The sequence below is a fragment of the Pseudomonas taetrolens genome (assembly GCF_900475285.1).
GTDB classification, from domain to species: Bacteria; Pseudomonadota; Gammaproteobacteria; order Pseudomonadales; family Pseudomonadaceae; genus Aquipseudomonas; species Aquipseudomonas taetrolens.
The window spans coordinates 372,112-393,809 of sequence record NZ_LS483370.1; the positions used below are offsets into that span (position 1 = coordinate 372,112).

General features: G+C 58.7%; 20 protein-coding genes. 9 read left to right on the forward strand and 11 right to left on the reverse strand.

Going from position 1 to position 21,698, the window contains the following annotated elements; all coding sequences use genetic code 11:
* Positions 1-44: 44 nt before the first annotated feature.
* Entirely contained in the window at positions 45-992 is a 948-nt protein-coding gene (locus DQN55_RS01805; RefSeq protein ID WP_048380895.1) for a choline ABC transporter substrate-binding protein, read from the reverse strand.
* Positions 993-1,371: 379 nt separating this feature from the next.
* Between DQN55_RS01805 and DQN55_RS01810 the strand changes: the two genes are divergently transcribed.
* Together DQN55_RS01810 and DQN55_RS01815 are read left to right on the forward strand one after the other, a co-directional pair.
* Positions 1,372-2,748 (forward strand): L-serine ammonia-lyase, encoded by a 1,377-nt coding sequence (locus DQN55_RS01810; protein WP_048380893.1) that lies wholly within the window; start codon positions 1,372-1,374, stop codon positions 2,746-2,748.
* Between the two features lie 114 nt (positions 2,749-2,862).
* Positions 2,863-3,867, forward strand: coding sequence for an RHS repeat-associated core domain-containing protein (locus DQN55_RS01815; RefSeq protein WP_053070912.1), 1,005 nt, complete (start codon positions 2,863-2,865; stop codon positions 3,865-3,867).
* 245 nt (positions 3,868-4,112) lie between these two features.
* Here the strand turns inward: DQN55_RS01815 and DQN55_RS01820 are convergent, their stop codons facing one another.
* The 3 genes from DQN55_RS01820 to DQN55_RS01830 form a co-directional block, all read right to left on the reverse strand.
* Positions 4,113-4,730 (reverse strand): hypothetical protein, encoded by a 618-nt coding sequence (locus DQN55_RS01820; RefSeq protein ID WP_053070911.1) that lies wholly within the window; start codon positions 4,728-4,730, stop codon positions 4,113-4,115.
* 70 nt (positions 4,731-4,800) lie between these two features.
* Positions 4,801-5,436, reverse strand: coding sequence for a hypothetical protein (locus DQN55_RS01825; protein ID WP_048380892.1), 636 nt, complete (start codon positions 5,434-5,436; stop codon positions 4,801-4,803).
* Positions 5,433-6,581 carry a DUF2515 family protein gene (locus DQN55_RS01830; RefSeq protein WP_048380890.1) on the reverse strand — a complete coding sequence of 383 codons (1,149 nt, stop codon included), beginning with the start codon at positions 6,579-6,581 and terminating at the stop codon, positions 5,433-5,435. The genes DQN55_RS01825 and DQN55_RS01830 overlap by 4 nt, the downstream gene beginning before the upstream one ends.
* 538 nt (positions 6,582-7,119) lie before the next feature.
* Here DQN55_RS01830 and gbdR point away from each other — a divergent pair.
* A complete protein-coding gene (gbdR, locus tag DQN55_RS01835) occupies positions 7,120-8,223 on the forward strand; it encodes a choline metabolism transcriptional regulator GbdR (RefSeq protein WP_048380889.1) in 1,104 nt (367 codons plus the stop codon).
* A gap of 149 nt (positions 8,224-8,372) precedes the next feature.
* Here gbdR and DQN55_RS01840 read toward each other — a convergent pair whose 3' ends face one another.
* From DQN55_RS01840 to DQN55_RS01860, 5 genes are all read right to left on the reverse strand, one after another.
* Positions 8,373-8,630 (reverse strand): hypothetical protein, encoded by a 258-nt coding sequence (locus DQN55_RS01840; protein WP_048380887.1) that lies wholly within the window; start codon positions 8,628-8,630, stop codon positions 8,373-8,375.
* 242 nt (positions 8,631-8,872) lie between these two features.
* Positions 8,873-9,349, reverse strand: a complete 477-nt coding sequence (locus tag DQN55_RS01845) for a thioesterase family protein (RefSeq protein ID WP_048380885.1) — start codon at positions 9,347-9,349, stop codon at positions 8,873-8,875.
* Between the two features lie 19 nt (positions 9,350-9,368).
* Complete coding sequence (locus tag DQN55_RS01850) at positions 9,369-10,334, reverse strand: L-carnitine dehydrogenase (RefSeq protein ID WP_048380883.1); 966 nt, start codon at positions 10,332-10,334, stop codon at positions 9,369-9,371.
* Between the two features lie 107 nt (positions 10,335-10,441).
* Complete coding sequence (locus DQN55_RS01855) at positions 10,442-11,329, reverse strand: 3-dehydrocarnitine:acetyl-CoA trimethylamine transferase CdhC (protein ID WP_048380881.1); 888 nt, start codon at positions 11,327-11,329, stop codon at positions 10,442-10,444.
* 74 nt (positions 11,330-11,403) lie between these two features.
* Positions 11,404-12,348: a choline ABC transporter substrate-binding protein gene (locus DQN55_RS01860; protein WP_048380879.1), complete on the reverse strand. Its 945-nt coding sequence runs from the start codon at positions 12,346-12,348 to the stop codon at positions 11,404-11,406.
* A gap of 165 nt (positions 12,349-12,513) precedes the next feature.
* Between DQN55_RS01860 and DQN55_RS01865 the strand changes: the two genes are divergently transcribed.
* Complete coding sequence (locus tag DQN55_RS01865; RefSeq protein ID WP_048380877.1) at positions 12,514-13,452, forward strand: GlxA family transcriptional regulator; 939 nt, start codon at positions 12,514-12,516, stop codon at positions 13,450-13,452.
* A 6-nt stretch (positions 13,453-13,458) separates the two neighbouring features.
* Here DQN55_RS01865 and DQN55_RS01870 read toward each other — a convergent pair whose 3' ends face one another.
* Positions 13,459-13,875 carry a DUF3010 family protein gene (locus DQN55_RS01870; protein WP_048380875.1) on the reverse strand — a complete coding sequence of 139 codons (417 nt, stop codon included), beginning with the start codon at positions 13,873-13,875 and terminating at the stop codon, positions 13,459-13,461.
* 36 nt (positions 13,876-13,911) lie between these two features.
* Positions 13,912-14,313 (reverse strand): lysozyme inhibitor LprI family protein, encoded by a 402-nt coding sequence (locus DQN55_RS01875; RefSeq protein ID WP_048380873.1) that lies wholly within the window; start codon positions 14,311-14,313, stop codon positions 13,912-13,914.
* Between the two features lie 228 nt (positions 14,314-14,541).
* Between DQN55_RS01875 and DQN55_RS01885 the strand changes: the two genes are divergently transcribed.
* From DQN55_RS01885 to etfA, 5 genes are all read left to right on the forward strand, one after another.
* Positions 14,542-15,519, forward strand: a complete 978-nt coding sequence (locus tag DQN55_RS01885) for a dipeptidase (protein WP_048380872.1) — start codon at positions 14,542-14,544, stop codon at positions 15,517-15,519.
* A 157-nt stretch (positions 15,520-15,676) separates the two neighbouring features.
* Complete coding sequence (locus DQN55_RS01890) at positions 15,677-16,207, forward strand: 4-vinyl reductase (protein WP_048380870.1); 531 nt, start codon at positions 15,677-15,679, stop codon at positions 16,205-16,207.
* 15 nt (positions 16,208-16,222) lie between these two features.
* Entirely contained in the window at positions 16,223-18,283 is a 2,061-nt protein-coding gene (gene dgcA / locus DQN55_RS01895) for a dimethylglycine demethylation protein DgcA (protein WP_048380868.1), read from the forward strand.
* Between the two features lie 148 nt (positions 18,284-18,431).
* Positions 18,432-20,375 (forward strand): dimethylglycine demethylation protein DgcB, encoded by a 1,944-nt coding sequence (gene dgcB / locus DQN55_RS01900; protein WP_048380866.1) that lies wholly within the window; start codon positions 18,432-18,434, stop codon positions 20,373-20,375.
* On the forward strand, positions 20,372-21,634 hold the full coding sequence (gene etfA / locus DQN55_RS01905; protein ID WP_082150738.1) for an electron transfer flavoprotein subunit alpha: 1,263 nt from the start codon (positions 20,372-20,374) through the stop codon (positions 21,632-21,634). The genes dgcB and etfA overlap by 4 nt, the downstream gene beginning before the upstream one ends.
* The last annotated feature ends 64 nt before the right edge of the window (positions 21,635-21,698 follow it).

Sequence of the window (21,698 nt, forward strand, 5' to 3'; positions counted from 1 at the left end):
GGGATTGGAACGGCATCGGACGGGCAGGCCGTCCGCGCGCAGGATTATTTCGCGAGACTGGCTTTCACGGCCTCCAGGCCCGGTTTTTCATCGAAGGTGGTGACCCCCGCAAGCCAGGTATCCAGCACTTGCGGGTTCTGTTTGAGCCAAGCTCTGGCGGCCGCGTCGGGTTTGATCTTGTCATCCAGGACGTTGCCCATCAGGGTGCTTTCCATGTCGAGGGTGAACACCAGGTTTTTCAAGAGCTGGCCGACGTTACTGCACTCCTGGGAATAACCTTTACGGGTGTTGGTATAGATGGTCGCCTGGCCGTAGTTGGGGCCGAAGAAGTCATCACCGCCAGTGAGGTACTTCATCTTGAAGCGAGTGTTCATCGGATGCGGTTCCCAGCCCAGAAACACCACATCGGTGCCTCGTCTCTGGGCACGATCGACCTGTGACAGCATCCCGGCTTCGCTGGATTCGACCACTTTGAACCCGGCGTCCTTAAGTCCGAACGCGTTCTTGTCGATCATGCTCTGAATCATGCGGTTGCCGTCGTTGCCCGGCTCGATGCCATAAATTTTCCCGCCCAGTTCCTTCTTGAATCGGGGTATGTCGGAAAAGTCTTTGAGCCCTTTGTTATAGAGGGCTTCGGGTACGGCAAGGGTGTATTTGGCGTTCTCAAGGTTGGCGCGCACGGTCTCGACGGTGCCCGCGTCGCGATAGGCCTTGATGTCGTTTTCCATGGTGGGCATCCAGTTGCCGAGAAACACGTCCATGTTCTTGCCATCAGCCAGCGACTTGTACGTGACCGGCACCGAGATCATGGTGGTCCTGGTCGTGTAGCCGAGGGCATCCAGCAGTGTGCTGGCGACGGCCGTGGTGACAGTGATATCGGTCCAGCCGACATCCGAGAAGTTGACGGTTCTGCATTGCTCAGGCTCCGCTGCCAGGGCAACGACGGGCAGACTCAGCAATGCAGCCAACAACAACGAGGGCGAATGTTTCATGGGCGACTCCTGGGTTTCGGGTGGCAGTTTTCACTCGGAAAACCGCACGTATCAGTTGCGGTCGGGTGACGCCGGGCCGACAGGTTGTCAGGGCGTCTAGCAATCGAGTCAGGACTGATCATGTAACAGCGAAAATCAAACGCCTACTGGGGGCGTCGTATCCAGTACAGACAGGGTCGTATCTGAAGCCTGCGAGGTCGTATTCAGAAAAACTTGGCTACAAAACCGGCTTTTTCCCGGATCTGCACCGCTTAAAACGGCCAAAACGGCGTGGACTTCACGCGGGGCGCTGGCAGGCAACGATGAGTCGTAGCTGGACGTTTTTCCCGGTCGGAAACAACCCATGATGCGAGCACTCATCTCCCCGAGGTTCGTGTTCATGGCTATCAGCGTGTTTGACCTGTTCAAGATTGGCATCGGCCCATCAAGCTCACATACCGTGGGCCCGATGCGCGCGGCGGCGCTGTTCGTGCAGGGCTTGCGTGAGCGCGGCCAGCTGTCGCAGGTCCGACGCATCGAAGTGCAGCTCTATGGCTCGTTGTCAGCCACGGGCGTCGGGCATGGCAGCGACAACGCGGTGATCATGGGCCTGATGGGCGAGTGGCCGGACGCTATCGACCCGTCGCTGATCGGTCCGCGCATCACCGAACTGCGGCAACAGGAAAGCCTGCTGTTGGATGGTCATCTGCCCATTGCGTTTGTATGGGCCCGGGACATGCGCCTGATCGACGAAAATTTGCCGTTCCATCCTAACGCCATGACGCTGGTGGCTGAAGGTGAACACGACGAGCTGTACCGCGACACGTATTACTCGGTGGGCGGTGGTTTTGTGGTGGATGCGGCGCAAGCGGCCAGCGGGGTGCTGGACATGGACCGCAGCGCACTGCCGTATGAGTTCACCAGTGCCGCCCGGTTGCTCGAACTGTGCCGCGAGCACCAGTTGAGTGTGGCTGCATTAATGATGGCCAACGAACGTACCTGGCGCAGTGAAGATGAAATTCGCTGCGGTTTGATGAAACTCTGGCGCGCCATGCAGGCGTGCGTGGAGCAAGGCCTCAAGCACGAAGGCATCCTGCCCGGCGGCTTGAACGTGCGCCGCCGCGCCGCTCGCCTGCATCGCAGCTTGCAGGAGTTGGGCAAACCCAATGTCATCGGTTCAACCCTCAGCGCAATGGAGTGGGTCAACCTGTTCGCATTGGCGGTCAACGAAGAAAACGCCGCGGGCGGGCGCATGGTGACGGCACCCACCAACGGTGCTGCCGGTATTATCCCGGCGGTGCTGCACTACTTCATGAAGTTCAGTGATGAAGTCAGCGAGGCCCATGTGGTCGACTACTTATTGAGCGCGGCGGCCATCGGTATTTTGTGCAAAATGAATGCCTCGATATCCGGTGCCGAAGTGGGGTGCCAGGGAGAAGTCGGTTCGGCATGTGCCATGGCCGCGGCAGGGCTTGCGCAAATACTCGGCGCAACGCCAGAACAGCTGTGCAACGCCGCCGAAATTGGCCTGGAGCACAACCTGGGCCTGACTTGTGACCCGGTGGGCGGGCTGGTGCAAGTACCCTGCATCGAGCGCAACGCCATTGCAGCGGTCAAAGCCATCAACGCCGCGCAAATGGCCCTGCGCGGCGACGGCCAGCACTTTATCTCGCTGGACCGGGTGATCCGCACCATGCGCGATACCGGCGCCGACATGCATGACAAATACAAGGAAACCTCACGCGGCGGGCTGGCGGTGAGCGCGGTGGAGTGCTGATTGCAGGCTCATGGTCTGCTCCTGCGAAACGGGAGCAGACCCTAGCAGAACTGCTAGTTGCTCTGTGCTGCCACACACTCGACACTTCAGTCTCAACTACTGGAGTGTCGAGCCATGACTGTTTCAGCTGTCAGCTTTACCTATGACTCCCTGGATCGTTGTATCGCCTCCACGCGTTCGGGCGAGCCTGTCGGGCGGTTTTTTTATAAAAACGACCAATTGGTAACCGCCATTCAGGGCACGGTAGCCACTTGCCTATTCCGCAACAATCATCAGGCGGTTGCACAACGCGACAGCACAGGTACCTATTTACTGACAACCGATTTGCCCGGTTCAGCCATGAGCTTTAGCAAGCACATGCATCCGGTCCATTACGTTTTCTATACCCCCTATGGTTACTCCCGGTCTTTCGACAGTGCTGGAGCATGGGTGGGGTTTAATGGTGAGCAACCTGAAGCATTGACCGGCCATTATTTAGTGGGCAATGGCCAGCGCGTGTATAACCCGGTGTTGATGCGATTCAACACCCCGGACTCGCTTAGCCCCTTTTTAAAAGGCGGTATCAATGCTTACGCCTATTGTTCGGGGGACCCGGTAAATTGGAAGGACCAAACGGGGCATATCCGTTTGCCTATAAAGTCTTTAAGCGGGTTTGGAGGTGCGGTCTTGAGTGCTCCAAGCGAAAGTCGGAACTTATGGAAGGAAACCCTCGACGTTGCCAGGAAATCATTGACACGGAGCGCTTCCACTCCTGAGTCAATCGCACCGGGAAGACAGGCTCTGAATGAGGGGCTTGAGGTAATGCCTAGAAATCAAACCTTCACCAACCTGCTGTACGAAACCAATAAAAACCTGATTTCCAACGCAGATTCCAGTCTGAGTGTGCCTCACGCCAGTTTTTATCTGGACACAGCGCAAAAGGTTGAAGCTGGCGCACTTTCCAACGCCAGTGCGCATTTTAGTTCCGCCTATCACTGGCTCTCAAAAACCAATGGTGCTTCCCGACCCGTGGGCACAGCTTTTAATTTCCTTGCTGGGTTTATGGCGGCAGGTATTGATCACAAATTACAGAAAACAGGTGGTGCGATTCGACAGCTACGCAGCGAGATTCGCACGTGAGCAGTTTTGGCGTTCCTGTCGCAAGCCCCTGGTCTCTGTATTCGTTCTGCACTAACCCTGTGATCTATAAGAGCATGCAATGCCCCCGATTGCCGTAAAGGCAATCGGATTTGGGGTGAGGGCTTTACCGAACTCGCACCTGGTAGAAAACACACTTGCCCTGCTCAAGCATTATCGGGCGCTTGCATCGCGCTGAATGCACTGCCTTCGAGGCCAGCCGCGCCCAGGCTTATCGAACACCTTCCTCATCGGCGGGCCTTGGCGAGCGACAGGTTTATCAGGTAACGCTCTTCGTCGGGGTGTCTGTAGTCCTTGAAACGGTTCACGTTGAGCATGATTTGATATTTGTCGCCGGCTTGCCAAAAGGTTCTGCCACCCAGGATACCTCGCACCCGAGCACGCCCTTCAGGCGTGTCGACAATCTCGGGATCACTCTCTGGGTCGGAGACAAACCAGCCTTGTCGACGCCATTGGTCCTGCAGACCCAATACGACTTTCAGCGCATCGTCCAGCAGCAACGGTTCGATTTGCGGGGACATGCGGATGTTAGCCACGCGTTCATTATCAAAATTGATCGTGAAAAAGCGGGCCAAGGGCGTGGTGAAACCGTATTGCGGGTCGATAAAGCGTAATCGGGCGTCTGATTCGGGCATATGGAACCAAAGCTCATCAGGAATCGCAGGGGGAATCGAGGCGCTGGAACGCTGGCGCATGTCTTCCCATGGCTCCCCGAAGACAAGCGCGATTTCCGGTTCATCGGCCAGTTGTTGCCCCACCCAGCGCACGCTCGCCACCACGAAAAACACCATAAGCACCATGCACAGCCTTCGAGGCCAGCTGCTGACTTTCAGACGCCGGATCATGGCGCTGCACCTGCGGCAATATGTTTGATCGAGTGCTCCAGTGCATGACGGTTTTCGTCGTGCAGCATCGTCAATGCTCCTCACCACTCACCCATGGACTGGCTATCGCCAGAGTGATCATGTAGCGCTCTTCGGTGGGACGTTTATAGTCTCTGAAACGATTCAGAATCAGCATCACCTGATACTTATCATCCGCCTGCCAAAACGTTGTTCCTCCCTTGTTTACATCCCGCAACTGGTCGCGCCATTGTGGGGTATCAGCCAACGGTGGATCACTTTTAGGATTGGTGACAAACCAGCCTTTGCGCTGCCATTGATCCTGTAAATCCAGCACAATTTTCAGTGCATCATCCAGCAGTAACGGTTCGACTTGCGGGGACATGCGGATGTTGCGCACCCGCTCATTATCAAAACTGATCGTGAAAAAGCGTGCCAATGGCGTGGTGAAACCGTATTGGGGGTCGATGAAGCGTAATCGGGCGTCCGACTCCGGCATGCGGAACCAGTGATGCCCGGGTATTGCCGGGCCAATCTTTGCGCTTGAACGCTGGCGCATATCCTCCCAAGGCTCACCACGTATCAAGGCAGTTTCAGGTTCATCGGCCAGTTGTTGCACCCCCCAGCGCACGCTCGCCACCACGAAAAACACCATAAGCACCATGCACAGCCTTCGAGGCCAGCTGCTGACTTTCAGACGCCGGATCATGGCGCTGCACCTGCGGCAATATGTTTGATTGAATGCTCCAGTGCATGACGGTTTTCGTCCTGCAACATCTGGTCAAAACGCCTGGCGGCCTCAAGCACAAAGGCCATGCGCTGTTTAAGGTCGGCCAGGTTTGCCAACACGCTGCGGTCAAAACTGATCGTGCGTCCGTCGTCGAGCGGTTGGCACTGGCTGGTAAGGGTCAGTTCGATGGCCTGGGCGACCCCAGAAGGGAAACCGGTGACGTACGACACATGATTGCTGCGCAACAGCCAGACCATCCTGGGGTCTTCGTACAGGGTCGGCTGGAGGATATTGCTTTGCTCATGAAAGGCAAAAAACTCTACACTTTTAGCAATTTCACCGTTTTCAATGGCCTCGAAAGCATCTAGAACTTCCTGATAAGTCCCCCCAAAAACGAGTTTTTCCTGCTCAACCGGCCACAGCACCGGAAACTTCGGGTGCCCATGAATTTTCCGGCGATTATTCAGGCAGGTTTTCAGCGCCTCAAAACCCCGTTTTTTGTAAAACGCATGCAGTGGAAAGATATCTAAAAACAGTGTGGTATTGCCCAACGCCAGCATGTCGTACACATAGTTGAACTGTTGCTGGATCTGGCCCAACTCATCTCCTTCAAAACGAAGGTCGAAGGGGATGGGGTTGTTGGCATTGGCGACCCGATAACTCGCCAGATTTTTTTGCAACAACTGCACGGTGTCGTTACTGATCAGCGGCTGAGGCCCGCTGAAGCCTCGCGTCAGTGCTTCCATTGCCACGGTCTCTGCATGGATTTTCTCAATCGAGTCCGCCGCATGCAGCAGCCCGCACCCCACCTGCTTTGAGGCAAACGCTGCGAGCCCGGCCCATTGGAAGCGTGGGTCTTCCAGCCACATGCGGGCATAGGTGGCGTTGATCGCGCGGTTACGCGCTTGGGGGTCGGCAATCAGGATGCCGCCGGGGGCGACGATTTCTTCGGCTGCCCGCTGGTATATTCGCCACAGCCCTTCGCAGGTCAGAACGGGCACTTCGGTGACGGCGGTCATGCAGTCGTAGAGCTCGATGACGCGGGTTTCGCATTCGCAAACAGGCAAGGTGTTGTGAAACAGGCGCTGAGTGTCGCTGGGATGGTCTTTGAAGCACTGAGTCATGGGCGGGCTCCAGGTCGAATGCCGCGACCCTAACAGCCCACCCCCGGGTGTAGATCATCGCCAAAGAAATCCGGACGTGTCCTACTCTGATGAGTCCAGATTCATTACGAGAGATTCGTGCGAAGCGCAGTAAACACAAAGAAACTCCCCAGAACTGGCGGACGGTGAGCGTGTTGGAGCTGTAACCGCGGGCTTGCACTTCTTCAGTGCGCGACGGATCTTTGTGGCGCACATCTCAAGCGACTTGTGCTTTCGGTGACACTGCTCAGTACCAGATTCCTACACGCTTCCCACAAGTGATACCAATGTGCTCAACAGCGGCGGGGTAGACGGCATGCACGCAGGGTTGAGCCTGTTTGTCGAGCATTTAGGCATGGCCCGTCTAGACGCATAGCGACGTCGTTTTCAGATTTTTTTGAATGCGCATTCAAGTTTAGGCATGAGGTTTGCGTTGTCATCGTAAAGCCCCGTACAAACAGGGCGATAACAAGAGCCTGAGCCTGAGGCCAACACCTGCTTTGTGTGAGGAGATACTGCGATGACGTCGTTCAACTCCGGGGCCCAACCCCAGAACCGTGCGCCTCAATCCATCGGTTTTTTGCTGCTGGACAATTTCACACTCATTTCCCTGGCGTCTGCGATAGAACCCTTGCGCATGGCCAATCAGCTGTCCGGCCGCGAGTTGTACCGATGGAGCACCCTCAGCGCGGATGGCAGCCAGGTCTGGGCCAGTGATGGCCTGCAAGTGACCCCCGATGCCAGCATGTACAAGGCTCCGGTGCTGGACATGGTGATTGTCTGTGGAGGTGTTGGCATTCAACGCACCGTCAACCGCGAACATGTGTCATGGCTGCAAAGCCAGGCGCGTCAGTCCCGTCGCTTGGGTGCAGTCTGTACCGGCAGTTGGGCGTTGGCCTACGCAGGTTTGCTCGACGGTTTTGATTGCAGCGTGCATTGGGAGTGTCTGGCCTCCATGCAGGAAGCCTTCCCGCGGGTATCCATGAGCACACGTCTGTTCACTCTGGATCGCAGCCGTTTCACCAGTTCGGGCGGCACCGCGCCGCTGGACATGATGCTGCACCTGATCAGCCGTGATCATGGTCGCGAGTTGTCGGCAGCCATTTCTGAGATGTTCGTCTATGAACGCATTCGTAACGAGCAGGATCACCAGCGGGTCCCCCTCAAGCACATGCTCGGTACTAACCAGCCTAAATTGCAGGAAATCGTTGCCTTGATGGAGGCCAACCTCGAAGAGCCCATCGACCTCGACGAACTGGCGGTGTACGTCGCGGTGTCACGACGTCAGCTGGAGCGGCTGTTTCAGAAATACTTGCACTGCTCACCGTCGCGCTACTACCTCAAGCTGCGACTGGTGCGGGCACGGCAATTGCTCAAGCAAACACCCATGTCGATCATTGAAGTGGCAGCGGTCTGCGGCTTTGTGTCGACCCCGCACTTTTCGAAGTGTTACCGCGAATACTTCGGCATCCCTCCACGGGATGAGCGCGTAGGTTCCAATACCGCACAGCAGACCACCCTGGTACCGATTCCGCAGTCGTTGCTAATGACCCCGTTGGCCGGGCCGATGTCTGCCTTGAACCAGGCACGCAACGAATCGACCTTTGCCAGTGTGAGGTTGTAGAGCCTATCCCGTTGCCGGGTCACGGCACCATGCCGTGAGGCCCTCGGTGCAACAGCCCGGATGCGGTCGCAGCAACGGGTTTTGAAGGTCCTTCGACCCGTGTCGCAGCCTTCGGCAGCGGCTACGAAGGTGACCCGTAGCCGCGCTGTTCAGGCTGTTTTGCTCTGCTTGAATTGCGCCAGTCCGGGCAGCAGTTGCTGATCAATGGCCTGGCGCACGGCCGGCAGGATGGTCGCGCTGCCGGTGTAGAGTTTTTCGACCAGTCCCTTGAGCGCACGGGCATTGGTGTCATTCAATCCGCACACGGCGGCGGTGCAGGCTTGTTCTGCAGTGCCCGACACGTCAAAGCCCAGCGAGCGCAGCTGGCTCAACAGATCCTGCTCATCAACCAAATCCGCGTGCATCATGGTTTTTATCCTTTTTTCGAGGCGCGATTGAAATCTGATTCTGGTTGGCCTTGGGCAAGGGATCAAGCGAGGTTTTGCGTAATGTCCGGTTTGCCTAAACACAGGTCGTTTTCGGCTAAGTCAGTTTCAGCCGTGCTGGGCAAACTGGCCTCAGCAACACGGTCGATGGTTTGGTCACCTCTCGGCATCACAACACGTTTAGCCCCGGATCTGTCACGGCAGGTTCGGGGCTTTTTTCATGTTCAGGCGGCCTTTGGCAAACCGATCACACGGCCGACATATGCCGGCCTGGGCAAAGTGCGTTGCTGGATTTCGATCGCTTGCAGCAGCGCCAGCGTGTGTTCGCTGAACGGCGCTGAATGTGGCCCGGCGAGGTCGACGTGCAGCAGCATTTGTTCGTTGCCGGCGAGGGTCTGCTCATCACCGGCCAGGTGCAGGCTGTGATAGAGATGCAGGCGTTTTTTATCGTGGCCGATGAGTTGGGTGCGGACTTCAACCTGCGCGCCGAGCTTCACTTCGTGCAGGTAGTTCATGTGCAGCTCCAGGGTGAACAGCGAATGACCGCTGGCCTCGCGGCTCTGGCTGTCCAGTCCCAGGCGGTCCATCAGGGCGTCGGTGGCATAGCTGAAAATCAGCAGGTAAAACGCATCCCGCAGATGCCCGTTGTAATCGACCCACTCTTCAAGGATCGGTGTGCTGTAGGTGTTGAGTGCGGACATGGTGAACCTCGGTGTTCGATCAGTCGTGAAGGGCGATGCCATGTTTGAGTTTGGTGGCGTTTATGGCCTCCATGACGGCCAACAGGCAATCATCACGATAGCTTTCCAGCGCGGCAATGCTATGGCTGCCCAATTGTTCACAGGTGCCTTCCACTACGTCATCAACCAGTTTTTCGGTCAGCTCGGGGGCGGTCAGATACGTCCAGGGCAGTTGCAGGGCCGGGCCGAACTGGTTCATGAAATGACGCATGCCCGCATCCCCGCCTGCCAGGGTGTAGGTCATGAAGGTGCCCATGAACGACCAACGCAACCCGGCACCAAAGCGGATCGCATCATCGATCTCACCGGTGGTGGCCACGCCGTCATTGACCAGGTGCAAGGCTTCTCGCCACAACGCCTCGAGCAAACGATCGGCGATAAACCCAGGCACTTCCTTGCGCACATGCAGCGGGCGCATGCCCAGGGACTGATAGACCTGGATCGCCGCCTGAATCGCCTCGGGCGCGGTTTTTTGACCGCCGACGACTTCGACCAGTGGCAGCAAATACACCGGGTTGAACGGGTGACCGACAATGCAGCGCTCAGGATGCGTGGCAGTTTCATAGAACTCGCTGGGTAGTAGCCCTGAGGTGCTGGACGCAATCAGGGCCCGGGGCTTGGCCGCAGCACTGATCTGGCTGTGCAGCGTGAGCTTGAGATCGAGTCGTTCCGGAGCGCTTTCCTGAATGAAATCGGCATCGCGGACGCATTCTTCAATGGTGCTGACAAAACGCAGCCGGGTCTGTGAGGCGCCTTGGCTCAGACCGCTTTTCTCCAGTGCCGGCCAGGCCTTGGCCACACGCTTGCGCAACGCAGTCTCGGCTCCCGGAGCAGGGTCCCAGGCCACCACATCCAGCCCATGGGCCAGTGCGCGGGCGATCCAGCCGCTGCCGATAACACCGCTGCCAAGCGCGGCAAAGGTTTTGATGTGGGTGATGAACGTCATGGGAAAGTCCTGAATAAAAGGGGGTAAACATCAAATGCCCCCTCACCCTGGCCTGCGGGTTCAACAACACCGCGAGTCAGCCAGGACAGAGGGCAAGGCGGGGTGCATCAGCGGCGTTCTTTAAGGCCCATCTTTACCCGCCCTTCGGCCGGGGTGAGTACGCGTGAGCCGAGGCGGCTGAGGATCTCGGTGGCGCGCTCGACCAGTTGACCGTTCGTGGCCAATACACCACGGTCCAGCCACAGATTGTCTTCCAGCCCGACCCGCACGTTGCCGCCCAGCAGTACCGCCTGTGCTGCCATTGGCATTTGCATGCGACCAATGCCAAACCCGGCCCACACCGCATTGGCCGGCAGGTTGTCGACCATGGCCTTCATGCTGGTGGTGTCTGCCGGCGCCCCCCACGGAATGCCCAGGCACAGCTGGAACAGTGGATCGTCGAGCAGGCCTTCCTTGATCATTTGTTTGGCAAACCAGAGGTGGCCGGTGTCGAATATTTCCAGCTCGGCTTTTACCCCCAGCTCCTGGATACGCCTGGCGCCAGCGCGCAGTTGCGCTGGCGTAGACACATAAATGGTGTCGCCGTCGCCAAAGTTCAGGGTGCCGCAATCCAGGGTGCAGATTTCAGGCAGCAACGCTTCGACATGCGCCAGACGGGTCAGCGGCCCGACCAGGTCGGTGTTGGGACCAAACTCCATCGGGTTTTCGCCAGGGCCAATGTGCAAGTCGCCGCCCATGCCGGCTGTGAGGTTGACGATGATGTCGATGTCGGCCTCGCGGATACGCTCCATCAGTTCCCGGTACAGCGCCACATCACGGCTGAACTGACCGGTTTTTGGATCGCGTACGTGGCAATGCACCACCGTGGCCCCGGCTTTGGCGGCCTCCACGGCGGCGTCGGCAATTTGCTTGGGGGTGATCGGCACCAAGTGGCTGCGGCCAGAGGTGTCGCCGGCACCGGTGAGTGCACAGGTGATGATGACGTCGTGGTTCATGAGGCATTTTCCTTAGCGCGTAGAGCGCCACTGCGCGGCCCTTGCGGGCGGCGGCATGTGGGCTCGGTACTGGATTATTGAGTGCTGAGTTTCAGGTGTTCTGCGGCCGGTTTGCCATCCACTGTGGTGACACCTTCGAGCCAGCGCTGCTGGTCTTGAGGATGATCCTTGAGCCACTGGCGGGCTGAGGCTTGAGCGTCCTTGTGATCCAGCAGCGGCTGCATCATGCGGCTCTCGTCTTCGGCACTGAACGTCAGGTTGCTCAGCAAACGGCTGACATTCGGGCAACGGCTGGCGTAGTCCGGCATGGTGACGGTCCAGACCGAGGCCTGGCCTTCGTTCGGGCCCAATGCATCTTCGCTGCCGCTGAGGTAGGTCATGTCTTGCTGGATATTCATCGGGTGCGGTGCCCAGCCAAAAAACACGATGGGTTCGTTGCGTTTGACCGCGCGGGCGACGGCCGAGAGCATCCCGGCTTCGCTGGACTCCACCAATTGGAACTTGCCCAGGCCGAACCGGTTTTCATCAATCATCGCCGTGATCTTGGTATTGGCCCCTGAGCCCGGCTCGATGCCGTAGATCTTGCCGCCCAGCTCTTTCTCGAACCTGGCGATGTCAGCAAAGGTTTTCAGGCCCTTGTCGGCCAGATACGTTGGCACGGCGAGCGTGGCCTTGGCATCTTTGAGGCTGGGCTCGGGCAGCACTGTGATTTGCTTGGCAGCCAAAAAGGGGGCGATGCTCCCGTTCATGGTTGGATTCCAGTAGCCCAGGAACAGGTCCAGCCGGTTATCGCGCATCCCGGCAAAAATGATTTGCTGAGAGGCGCTGGTTTGTTTGGTTTTATAGCCGAGACCGTCGAGCAGGGTTTGCGCCATGGCGCTGGTGGCGATCACATCGGTCCAGTTGACGACACCCATGCGCACGTTTTTGCAGGATGCATCTTCTGCGGCGAATACGTGGGGGCTGAGTAACGGCGTGGCGCTGAGTGCTAACAGGCAACAGCTGATCAGTCGCTTCATGGGGAGGCCTCGGCAGGTTGTTATTGGGGATCCGGCGTCTTTGTGCGCCGTGATGCCAAGGTACGCAGGCCGCGTACCTTATAACCGCACTGGGGCGACCGGCTTTTGCACTGCAGCGACCCGAGTGTGTTTCAATCCAGCGACTCTGAATCTGCGAGCACTGCCATGCCCCAGGATTTTTACTTTCTGTTAATGCCCGGTTTTTCGTCATTGGGCTTTATTTCTGCGATAGAACCTCTGCGCGTGGCCAACCGTTTTCGCGGTGAGCTGTACCGTTGGCACGTGCTCAGTTGCGACGGGGGGGCCGTGTTGGCAAGCAATGGCATGTCCGTGAATGCCGAGGCGGGGCTGGAGGTGCTGAAAGCCGGCGCGACGCTGTTGGTGGTGGCCGGCTTCGACCCGCTGGCCCATGTGACTCCCGCCTTGAAGCACTGGTTGCGACGCCTGGGCAATGAGGGCGTGACGCTCGGTGGTATCGACACGGGCAGCTTTGTGCTGGCGCAGGCGGGTGTACTCGACGGCCATCGACTGACCCTGCACTGGGAAGCGCTGGAGGCGTTCAAGGAGTCCTTCCCACAGTTGCAGGTGACCCAGGAACTGTTCGAGATTGATCGCCAGCGCATTACCTGTGCGGGTGGCACGGCGTCGATCGACTTGATGCTGGACCTGATCGCCCAGGCTTGCGGTCCCGAACTGGCGATACAAGTCTCCGAGCAATTCGTGCTGGGGCGTATCCGCCCGCGTAAAGACCACCAGCGCATGCAAGTTGCCACGCGCTACGGGACTCACAACAAGAAGCTGGTGCAGGTGATCGGAGAGATGGAGCAACACACCGAGCCGCCACTGAGCACCTCGCAATTGGCACAGGGCATCAGTGTTACTCGGCGTCAGCTGGAGCGGCTGTTCCGCCTGCACCTTAACGACACACCACGCAACTTTTACCTCGGTCTGCGCCTGGAAAAAGCCCGTCAGCTGTTACGTCAGACCGACATGAGTGTGCTCGACATCAGTATTGCCTGTGGCTTCGAGTCCCCGTCCTACTTCACTCGCAGTTACCGCGCACGGTTTGACTGCGCGCCAAGCCAGGACCGGGTACCAGGCTAGCAGTGGTTATTTTTTGAGCAGTGCCGCACAGGCTGCCTTGAACGCCTCATGCTGATACTTGTTCAATGAGGCCGGGAGGTCGAACGCGTGTTTTTTGAACTGGGCGTTGAGGGTTTGCGGCGACAGTAATTGCACCTCGCAGTCATCCAGCAACTGGAGAATGCCCTCAATCTTGAAGGTTGTCGGACCGCCGGCGAATTCGCCTTTTTTGCTGCGCTTTTTGATCGCAATGCGGGTGATGGCATTGGCCTTCACGAACGCTGCGAGGGCGGCGGCGAAGGCTTTGACGCTGGCAGCGTCTTCATCGTCGTCGAGGGCGATTTTCTTGGTGGCGATGGCCAGATGCTCAAGGCCGTCTGCGCCTTGGGTGGCCAGGGCGAAGATGGCTTCGCTGCCTTTGATTTCGATACCGCAAATAGTCATAAAAATCCTGGAAATGCAGCTCACTGGGAGCGGGGGTTATTCCTGGCCGATGGACTCCAGGAATTCCGAACGGTCGTCGCTGACGCGTGCGATGCAGTCATTTTGGGCGATGGAGAATGCCTGGGTGCCAGCCGTGTTCGGGAACACCACAATCGCGCAATCGGCATCACGCTGGTGCAGCCACAACGCCTGAGCCGTTTTGATTTTGCTGGTGATGTTATTGAGCTGGGTCGGATTTTCGCCGTACAGCTGAGTCATACGGGCTTGCAGGGATTGGTAATTCTCGGTCAGCAATTGCTCGGCAGCACTTCTGCTGTACTCCGAACACGCCAGGGTTTGCTTGTCGTTTTCTACCGCATCACACGGGTTGTAATCGCCATCATCGGCTGCGTGGACGCCACTGGAGATCAACGCCAGGGCCAGGAGAATCGATTTCATTGCGGCTTCCTAATCCATAGAAGTGAGGGATTCTGGCTTAAGCATCGGCCAAAGAACAGCCACGCAGCATAGGCCATTACCAGGCGCATGCCTGCATTGTCGTGGATTGACGCTTTCGGCAATTGCGCTGTCGCTTTTGCACCCGGCTGTTTTTAACCCCAAGCCTATGCTGGCCCCAAAGCGCCGGCAGACGATTCGGCGCAGCCATCGCCAATAAGGGGACGCCTGATGAGCCCAGCCGAATTGCACGCCGACAGCATCGTTATCGACGGGCTGATCATTGCCAAATGGAACCGTGAACTGTTTGAAGACATGCGCAAAGGCGGCCTGACCGCAGCCAATTGCACGGTGTCGGTATGGGAAGGTTTTCAGGCCACCATTAATAATATCGTTGCCAGCCAGACCCTGATCCGCGACAACAGCGACCTGGTGATTGCGGTCAAGAACACCGCTGACATTCGTCGGGCCAAGGAACAGGGCAAAACCGGGATCATTTTCGGTTTTCAGAATGCCCATGCCTTCGAAGACCAGTTGGGTTATATCGAGATCTTCAAGCAGCTGGGCGTGGGCGTGGTACAGATGTGCTACAACACGCAGAATCTGGTGGGTACCGGCTGCTACGAACGTGACGGCGGGCTCTCCGGGTTTGGCCGCGAAGTCGTGGCCGAAATGAACCGCGTCGGGATCATGTGCGACCTGTCCCACGTGGGTTCAAAAACCTCGGAAGAGGTGATCCTCGAATCGAAAAAACCGGTCTGCTATTCGCATTGCCTGCCGTCCGGCCTCAAAGAACACCCGCGCAACAAATCCGACGCTGAGCTCAAATTCATTGCCGACCACGGCGGTTTTGTCGGCGTGACCATGTTCGCGCCGTTTCTGGCCAAGGGCATCGACTCCACCATCGATGACTACGCCGAAGCCATCGAATACACCATGAACATTGTGGGTGAAGATGCCATTGGTATCGGCACTGATTTCACTCAGGGCCATGGCCAGGACTTTTTCGAAATGCTGACCCATGACAAGGGTTATGCCCGCCGTCTGACCAGCTTCGGCAAGATCATCAACCCGCTGGGCATCCGCACCGTGGGCGAGTTCCCCAACCTCACCGAAACCCTGCTCAAGCGCGGCCACCCCGAGCGTGTGGTGCGCAAGATCATGGGCGAAAACTGGGTCAACGTCCTCAAGGATGTTTGGGGCGAGTAAGCCACCGCTAAATAAAAAAACCGTAGCAGCTGCCGAGGAACGAGGCGGCGTTGGGCCGCGAAGCGGCCCCAGAGGGCTGTCCTGCAGACACGCGACGCAGCCTCGCTAAAGCTCGACAGCTGCTACGACATAACGATTTTTTTTGGAGTTTTGTTTCATGGCTAAAATCGCCCCGCAATTGCCTATCGAAGTCGACAGCGAAACCGGTATCTGGACCTCTGATGCCTTGCCGATGCTTTACGTGCCCCGGCACTTTTTCGTCAATAACCACATGGGTATCGAAGAGGTGCTGGGCGCTGACGCCTACGCCGAAATTCTTTACAAGGCCGGCTATAAATCCGCCTGGCACTGGTGTGAAAAAGAAGCGGAATGCCACGGCCTGGAAGGCGTCGCGGTGTTCGAGCATTACATGAAGCGCCTGTCGCAACGCGGCTGGGGCCTGTTCAAGATCCAGGACATCGACCTCGATAAAGGCACCGCCAGCGTCACGCTCGAGCATTCAGCGTTTGTGTATGTGTACGGCAAGGTCGGGCGCAAGGTCGACTACATGTTCACCGGTTGGTTTGCCGGGGCCATGGACCAGATTCTGCAGGCCCGCGGCAGTCAGCTTCGCACGCGTGCCGAACAGGTCTACGGCGGATCCGAAGAAGGCCACGATGACGGCCTGTTTATCGTCAAACCGTTGTAAGTCGAGGATCGGGATATGGCATTCGAAGCAATGTTTGAGCCGATTCAAATCGGCAAACTGACCATCCGCAACCGTGTACTCAGCACTGCCCACGCCGAGGTGTATGCCACGGATGGTGGCATGACCACCGAGCGCTATGTGCAGTACTACGAAGAAAAGGCCAAGGGCGGTATTGGCCTGGCGATTTGCGGCGGTTCGTCGGTGGTGGCCATCGACAGCCCACAGGAATGGTGGAGTTCGGTCAACCTGAGCACCGATCGCATCATTCCGCATTTTCAGAATCTGGCCGATGCCATGCACAAGCATGGGGCCAAAATCATGATTCAGATTACCCATATGGGCCGTCGCTCGCGCTGGGACGGTTTCAACTGGCCGACCCTACTGTCGCCGTCCGGGGTGCGTGAGCCAGTGCACCGCGCCACGTGCAAGACCATCGAGCCCGAAGAGATCTGGCGCATCATCGGCAACTACGCCAGCGCGGCCGGACGTGCCAAGGCCGGTGGCCTGGACGGGGTGGAACTGTCGGCAGTGCACCAGCACATGATCGACCAGTTCTGGAGCCCGCGGGTCAACAAACGTACCGATGAATGGGGCGGTACGTTTGAGAACCGCATGCGTTTTGGCCTCGAAGTGCTCAAGGCCGTGCGGGCTGAAGTCGGCCCGGACTTCTGCGTCGGGATTCGCCTGTGCGGCGACGAGTTCCATCCCGATGGCTTGAGCCATGAAGACATGAAGCAGATCGCCAAGTACTACGACGACACCGGTCTGCTCGACTTTATCGGGGTGGTCGGTTCGGGGTGTGACACCCACAACACCCTGGCCAACGTGATCCCGAACATGAGTTATCCACCGGAGCCGTTTTTGCATCTGGCGGCTGGGATCAAGGAAGTGGTCAAGGCGCCAGTGCTGCATGCGCAAAACATCAAGGACCCGAACCAGGCCACGCGCATTCTGGAGGGGGGCTACGTGGACATGGTGGGCATGACCCGCGCCCACATAGCCGATCCGCACCTGATCGCCAAAATCAAAATGGGCCAGGTTGACCAGATCAAACAGTGTGTTGGGGCCAACTACTGCATTGACCGCCAATACCAAGGGCTGGACGTACTCTGCATTCAAAACGCCGCCACCTCCCGTGAATACATGGGGGTGCCGCACATCATCGAAAAAACCACCGGGGTAAAACGCAAGGTGGTGGTAGTCGGTGCAGGCCCGGCCGGCATGGAAGCGGCCCGTGTGGCCGCCGAGCGTGGGCATGACGTCACCCTGTTCGAGAAAAAGGAAGCCATTGGCGGGCAAATCAGTCTGGCTGCCAAGGCGCCGCAGCGCGATCAGATGGCCGGTATCACCCGCTGGTTCCAACTGGAACTGGCCCGCCTGAAAGTGGACCTGCGCCTGGGCACCGCAGCCGATGCGGCGACCATTCGGGACTTGCGCCCGGACGTGGTGGTGCTGGCGGTGGGCGGGCATTCGTTTATCGAACAGAACGAACACTGGGGAGCCGCCGAAGGCTTGGTGGTCAGCAGCTGGGACGTGCTCGACGGCAAGGTTGCACCGGGTAAAAACGTGCTGGTGTACGACACCATTTGTGAGTTCACCGGCATGTCGGTGGCGGACTTCATGGCCGATAAAGGCAGCCAGGTGGAGATCGTCACCGACGACACCAAACCCGGCGTGGCCGTAGGCGGGACCTCATTCCCGACTTACTACCGCAGCCTGTATCCCAAAGAAGTGATCATGACCGGCGACATGATGCTGGAGAAGGTCTACCGCGAGGGCGACAAGCTCATCGCCGTGCTCGAAAACGAATACACCGGCGCCAAGGAAGAGCGGGTGGTGGATCAGGTGGTGGTGGAGAACGGCGTACGCCCGGACGAAGCCCTGTATTACGAGCTCAAGCCGGATTCACGCAACAAGGGCCAGATCGACGTCGAAGCGCTGTTCGCAATCAAACCGCAGCCATGCCTGAGCGAGCCGGGGGACGGGTATTTACTGTTCCGCATCGGCGACTGCGTGGCGCAACGCAACGTGCATGCCGCGATCTATGACGCGCTGCGGTTGTGCAAGGATTTTTGATGCCGGACTCGAGAACCCTGTAGCCGCTGCCGCAGGCTGCGATCGGGCGTGAAGCGGTCGTGTTTTAAAGGCGAAGGTCTTTCGGACCTTATCGCAGCCTGCAGCAATGGCTACAGGTTGCGTGCCTCTGGTTTTTGGGAGCTTCATCATGCTCAATATCGTTCTTCCCGTCCTGTTGTTCACCGCCCTTGGGCTCGCCGTCATTGGCGCCCTGCGGCGGATGGCGATGTGGCGTCGTGGCCGCCCGGCCAAGGTTGATTTATTGGGTGGCCTGCTGGCCATGCCCAAGCGCTATATGGTCGACCTGCACCACGTGGTGGCCCGCGACAAATACATGGCCAACACCCACGTCGCCACGGCCGGGGGTTTTGTGCTGGCAGCGGTGCTGGCGGTGCTGGTTCACGGCCTGGGTTTGCAGAGCCGCATCCTGGGCTACGCCTTGTTATTTGCCACGGCGTTGATGTTTGTCGGTGCGCTGTTTGTGTTCAAGCGGCGTTTGAATCCGCCAAGCCGCTTGTCCAAAGGGCCGTGGATGCGCCTGCCAAAAAGCCTGATGGCGTTCGCCGTGAGCTTTTTCATCCTCACCTTGCCGGTGGCGGGTGTGCTGCCTGAAGGGTTTGGTGGCTGGATGCTGGCGGCGGTATTGAGCGTTGGCGTGTTGTGGGGCGTATCGGAACTGTTCTTCGGCATGACCTGGGGCGGCCCGATGAAACACGCCTTTGCCGGGGCGCTGCATCTGGCCTGGCACCGGCGTGCCGAGCGCTTTGGCGGGGGACGTTCGACGGGTTTGAAAGCCCTGGACCTGAATGATCGTACGGCTCCGTTGGGGGTGGAAAAGCCCAAGGACTTTACCTGGAATCAACTGCTGGGTTTCGATGCGTGCGTGCAATGCGGCAAGTGCGAAGCCGCTTGCCCGGCCTTCGCCGCCGGGCAGCCACTGAACCCGAAAAAGCTGATCCAGGACATGGTGGTCGGCCTCGCGGGCGGTACCGATGCGCACTTTGCGGGCAGCCCGTATCCGGGCAAACCGATTGGCGAACATGGCGGCAACCCGCATCAACCCATCGTTAACGGGCTGGTCGACGCCGATACGCTCTGGTCCTGCACCACTTGCCGGGCCTGTGTCGAAGAATGCCCGATGATGATCGAGCACGTGGACGCTATCGTCGACATGCGACGCTTTCTGACCCTGGAAAAAGGCGCCACACCGAACAACGGCGCCCAGGTGCTGGACAACCTGATCGCGACCGACAACCCCGGCGGTTTCGCCCCGGGCGGGCGGATGAACTGGGCGGCGGATCTGAACCTTGACCTGATGCGCGACAAGCCTTCGGTGGACGTGCTGTTCTGGGTCGGTGATGGCGCTTTCGACATGCGTAACCAGCGCACCCTGCGCGCCTTCGTCAAAGTGCTGAAAGCGGCCAAGGTCAACTTTGCCGTGCTTGGCCTCGAAGAGCGTGACAGCGGCGACGTGGCCCGACGTCTGGGCGACGAAGCGACCTTTCAAGCCTTGGCCCGGCGCAATATCCAGACCCTGGCGCAGTACAGTTTCGGCCGCATCGTCACCTGCGACCCGCACAGTTTCCACGTCCTGAAAAACGAATATGGCGCACTGGGCGGCGACTATCAGGTGCAACATCACAGCACTTATATGGCCGAACTGATCAGCGCAGGTGAGTTGAATCTGAGCCCCGACACAGGCGGTAGCGTGACCTATCACGATCCGTGCTACCTGGGCCGCTACAACGGTGAATACGAGGCCCCACGCGCGGTATTGCGAGCATTGGGTATCGACGTGAAAGAGATGCAGCGTTCCGGATTCCGTTCCCGGTGCTGCGGCGGTGGCGGTGGCGCGCCGATTACCGATATTCCTGGAAAGCAGCGGATCCCCGATATGCGCATGGAGGATATTCGCGAAACGGGTGCCGAGCGTGTCGCGGTCGGGTGTCCGCAATGCACCGCCATGCTCGAAGGTGTGGTCGAACCCCGGCCCTTGATCAAAGACATTGCCGAACTGGTGGCCGATGCCCTGATTGAAGACGCAGCCCCCGCGAAACCCGCGCGGCGCGTCATCCCGGAGGTGACAGCATGAGTGACATTATTCGCCGCGATCCGCGGGCCGAGTGGATCGCTCGCAACCGCCTGCACCCGTTGCACGCGGCGATGCAACCGAGCCAGCAGAGCTGGATGGGGCCCAACGGTGTACTGCGCAAAAATGTGCACGGCGTGGGCTTTATCGGCCCTAACGGCATCAAGCGGATAGACCGCAGCGGCGCGCAACAGGGAGGCACCAGCAAACGCTCGGTTGCCGCTCACGTGCAATTGCCGCTGCATGAGGTGCTGGCGCCCGCGTTCTATATCGGCGTCGTGCCGGACATGGTCGGCGGTCGCTTGAGCAGTCACGACCGCGATCTGTTGGGGTTGGCCCATCAGTTGGCGGGCACCGACGGAGCGGTGCTGGCGGTGGTCTTTGGCGAGCCAAAAGAAACCGCCTTCGCCACGGCAGGTGTCGACCGTTTATTGATTCTGCAAGGGGAGGCCTTTGAGGGTTATGCACCGGAGCAGCGGGTCCACGGCTTGCGGGCTGTGGATAACCAGTTTGCACCCAAGCATTGGCTGTTGCCTGACAGCCGCTATGGCGGTGGGGAATTGGGCCGCCGCTTTGCGGCGAGCCAGGGCCAGCGGCCTGCGACGCGGGTATGGCAGGTCAAGGATGGGACCTGCATCGGCCGCGCCGGTGCCGGATTGCAAGATTTGGCGCAGCCGGTCACCAAAGTGATTCTGGCGGCGGTTGAATGTGCCGAGCCGGTCAGCGATACCCGCCATGAAGCCCGGGTGGTGGAATTATCCACAGACGTCCCGAGGTGTTTACCACGTATCGAGGACCTGGGAGCGGTGGAGGTTGATCCTTCAGCGATCCCCATGGCTGAAGCAGAGTTCATCGTCAGCGGTGGCAACGGCATCAAGGACTGGGCACTTTTCCACAGGGCTACGGCAGCGTTGGGCGCCACGGAAGGGGCCTCGCGGGTGGCTGTGGATGACGGCTTCATGGCCCGCGACCGGCAGGTGGGCGCCAGCGGCATCTGGGTCACGGCACGCGTCTATGTCGCGGTCGGTATCAGTGGCGCGATTCAGCACCTGCAAGGGATTGGCGCTTGCGACAAGGTGGTGGCCATCAACGTGGATCCGGCGTGCGACATGATCAAACGCGCGGATCTTTCGGTGATCGGCGATGGTACCGCCGTGCTCGAAGCGCTGATTACGGCTGTGGATAACTGGCGTCAGGACACCCTGGCACCCGGGCTATCCCCGCGGGAGAGAGCGCCGGTTCCTGTTGCATTCAATGGTTAAAGCCGACGCGATTTATCGGTCGGCCGTTGCTCCGGCAATCACTCAGGTCACTCCCCCCTCTCAG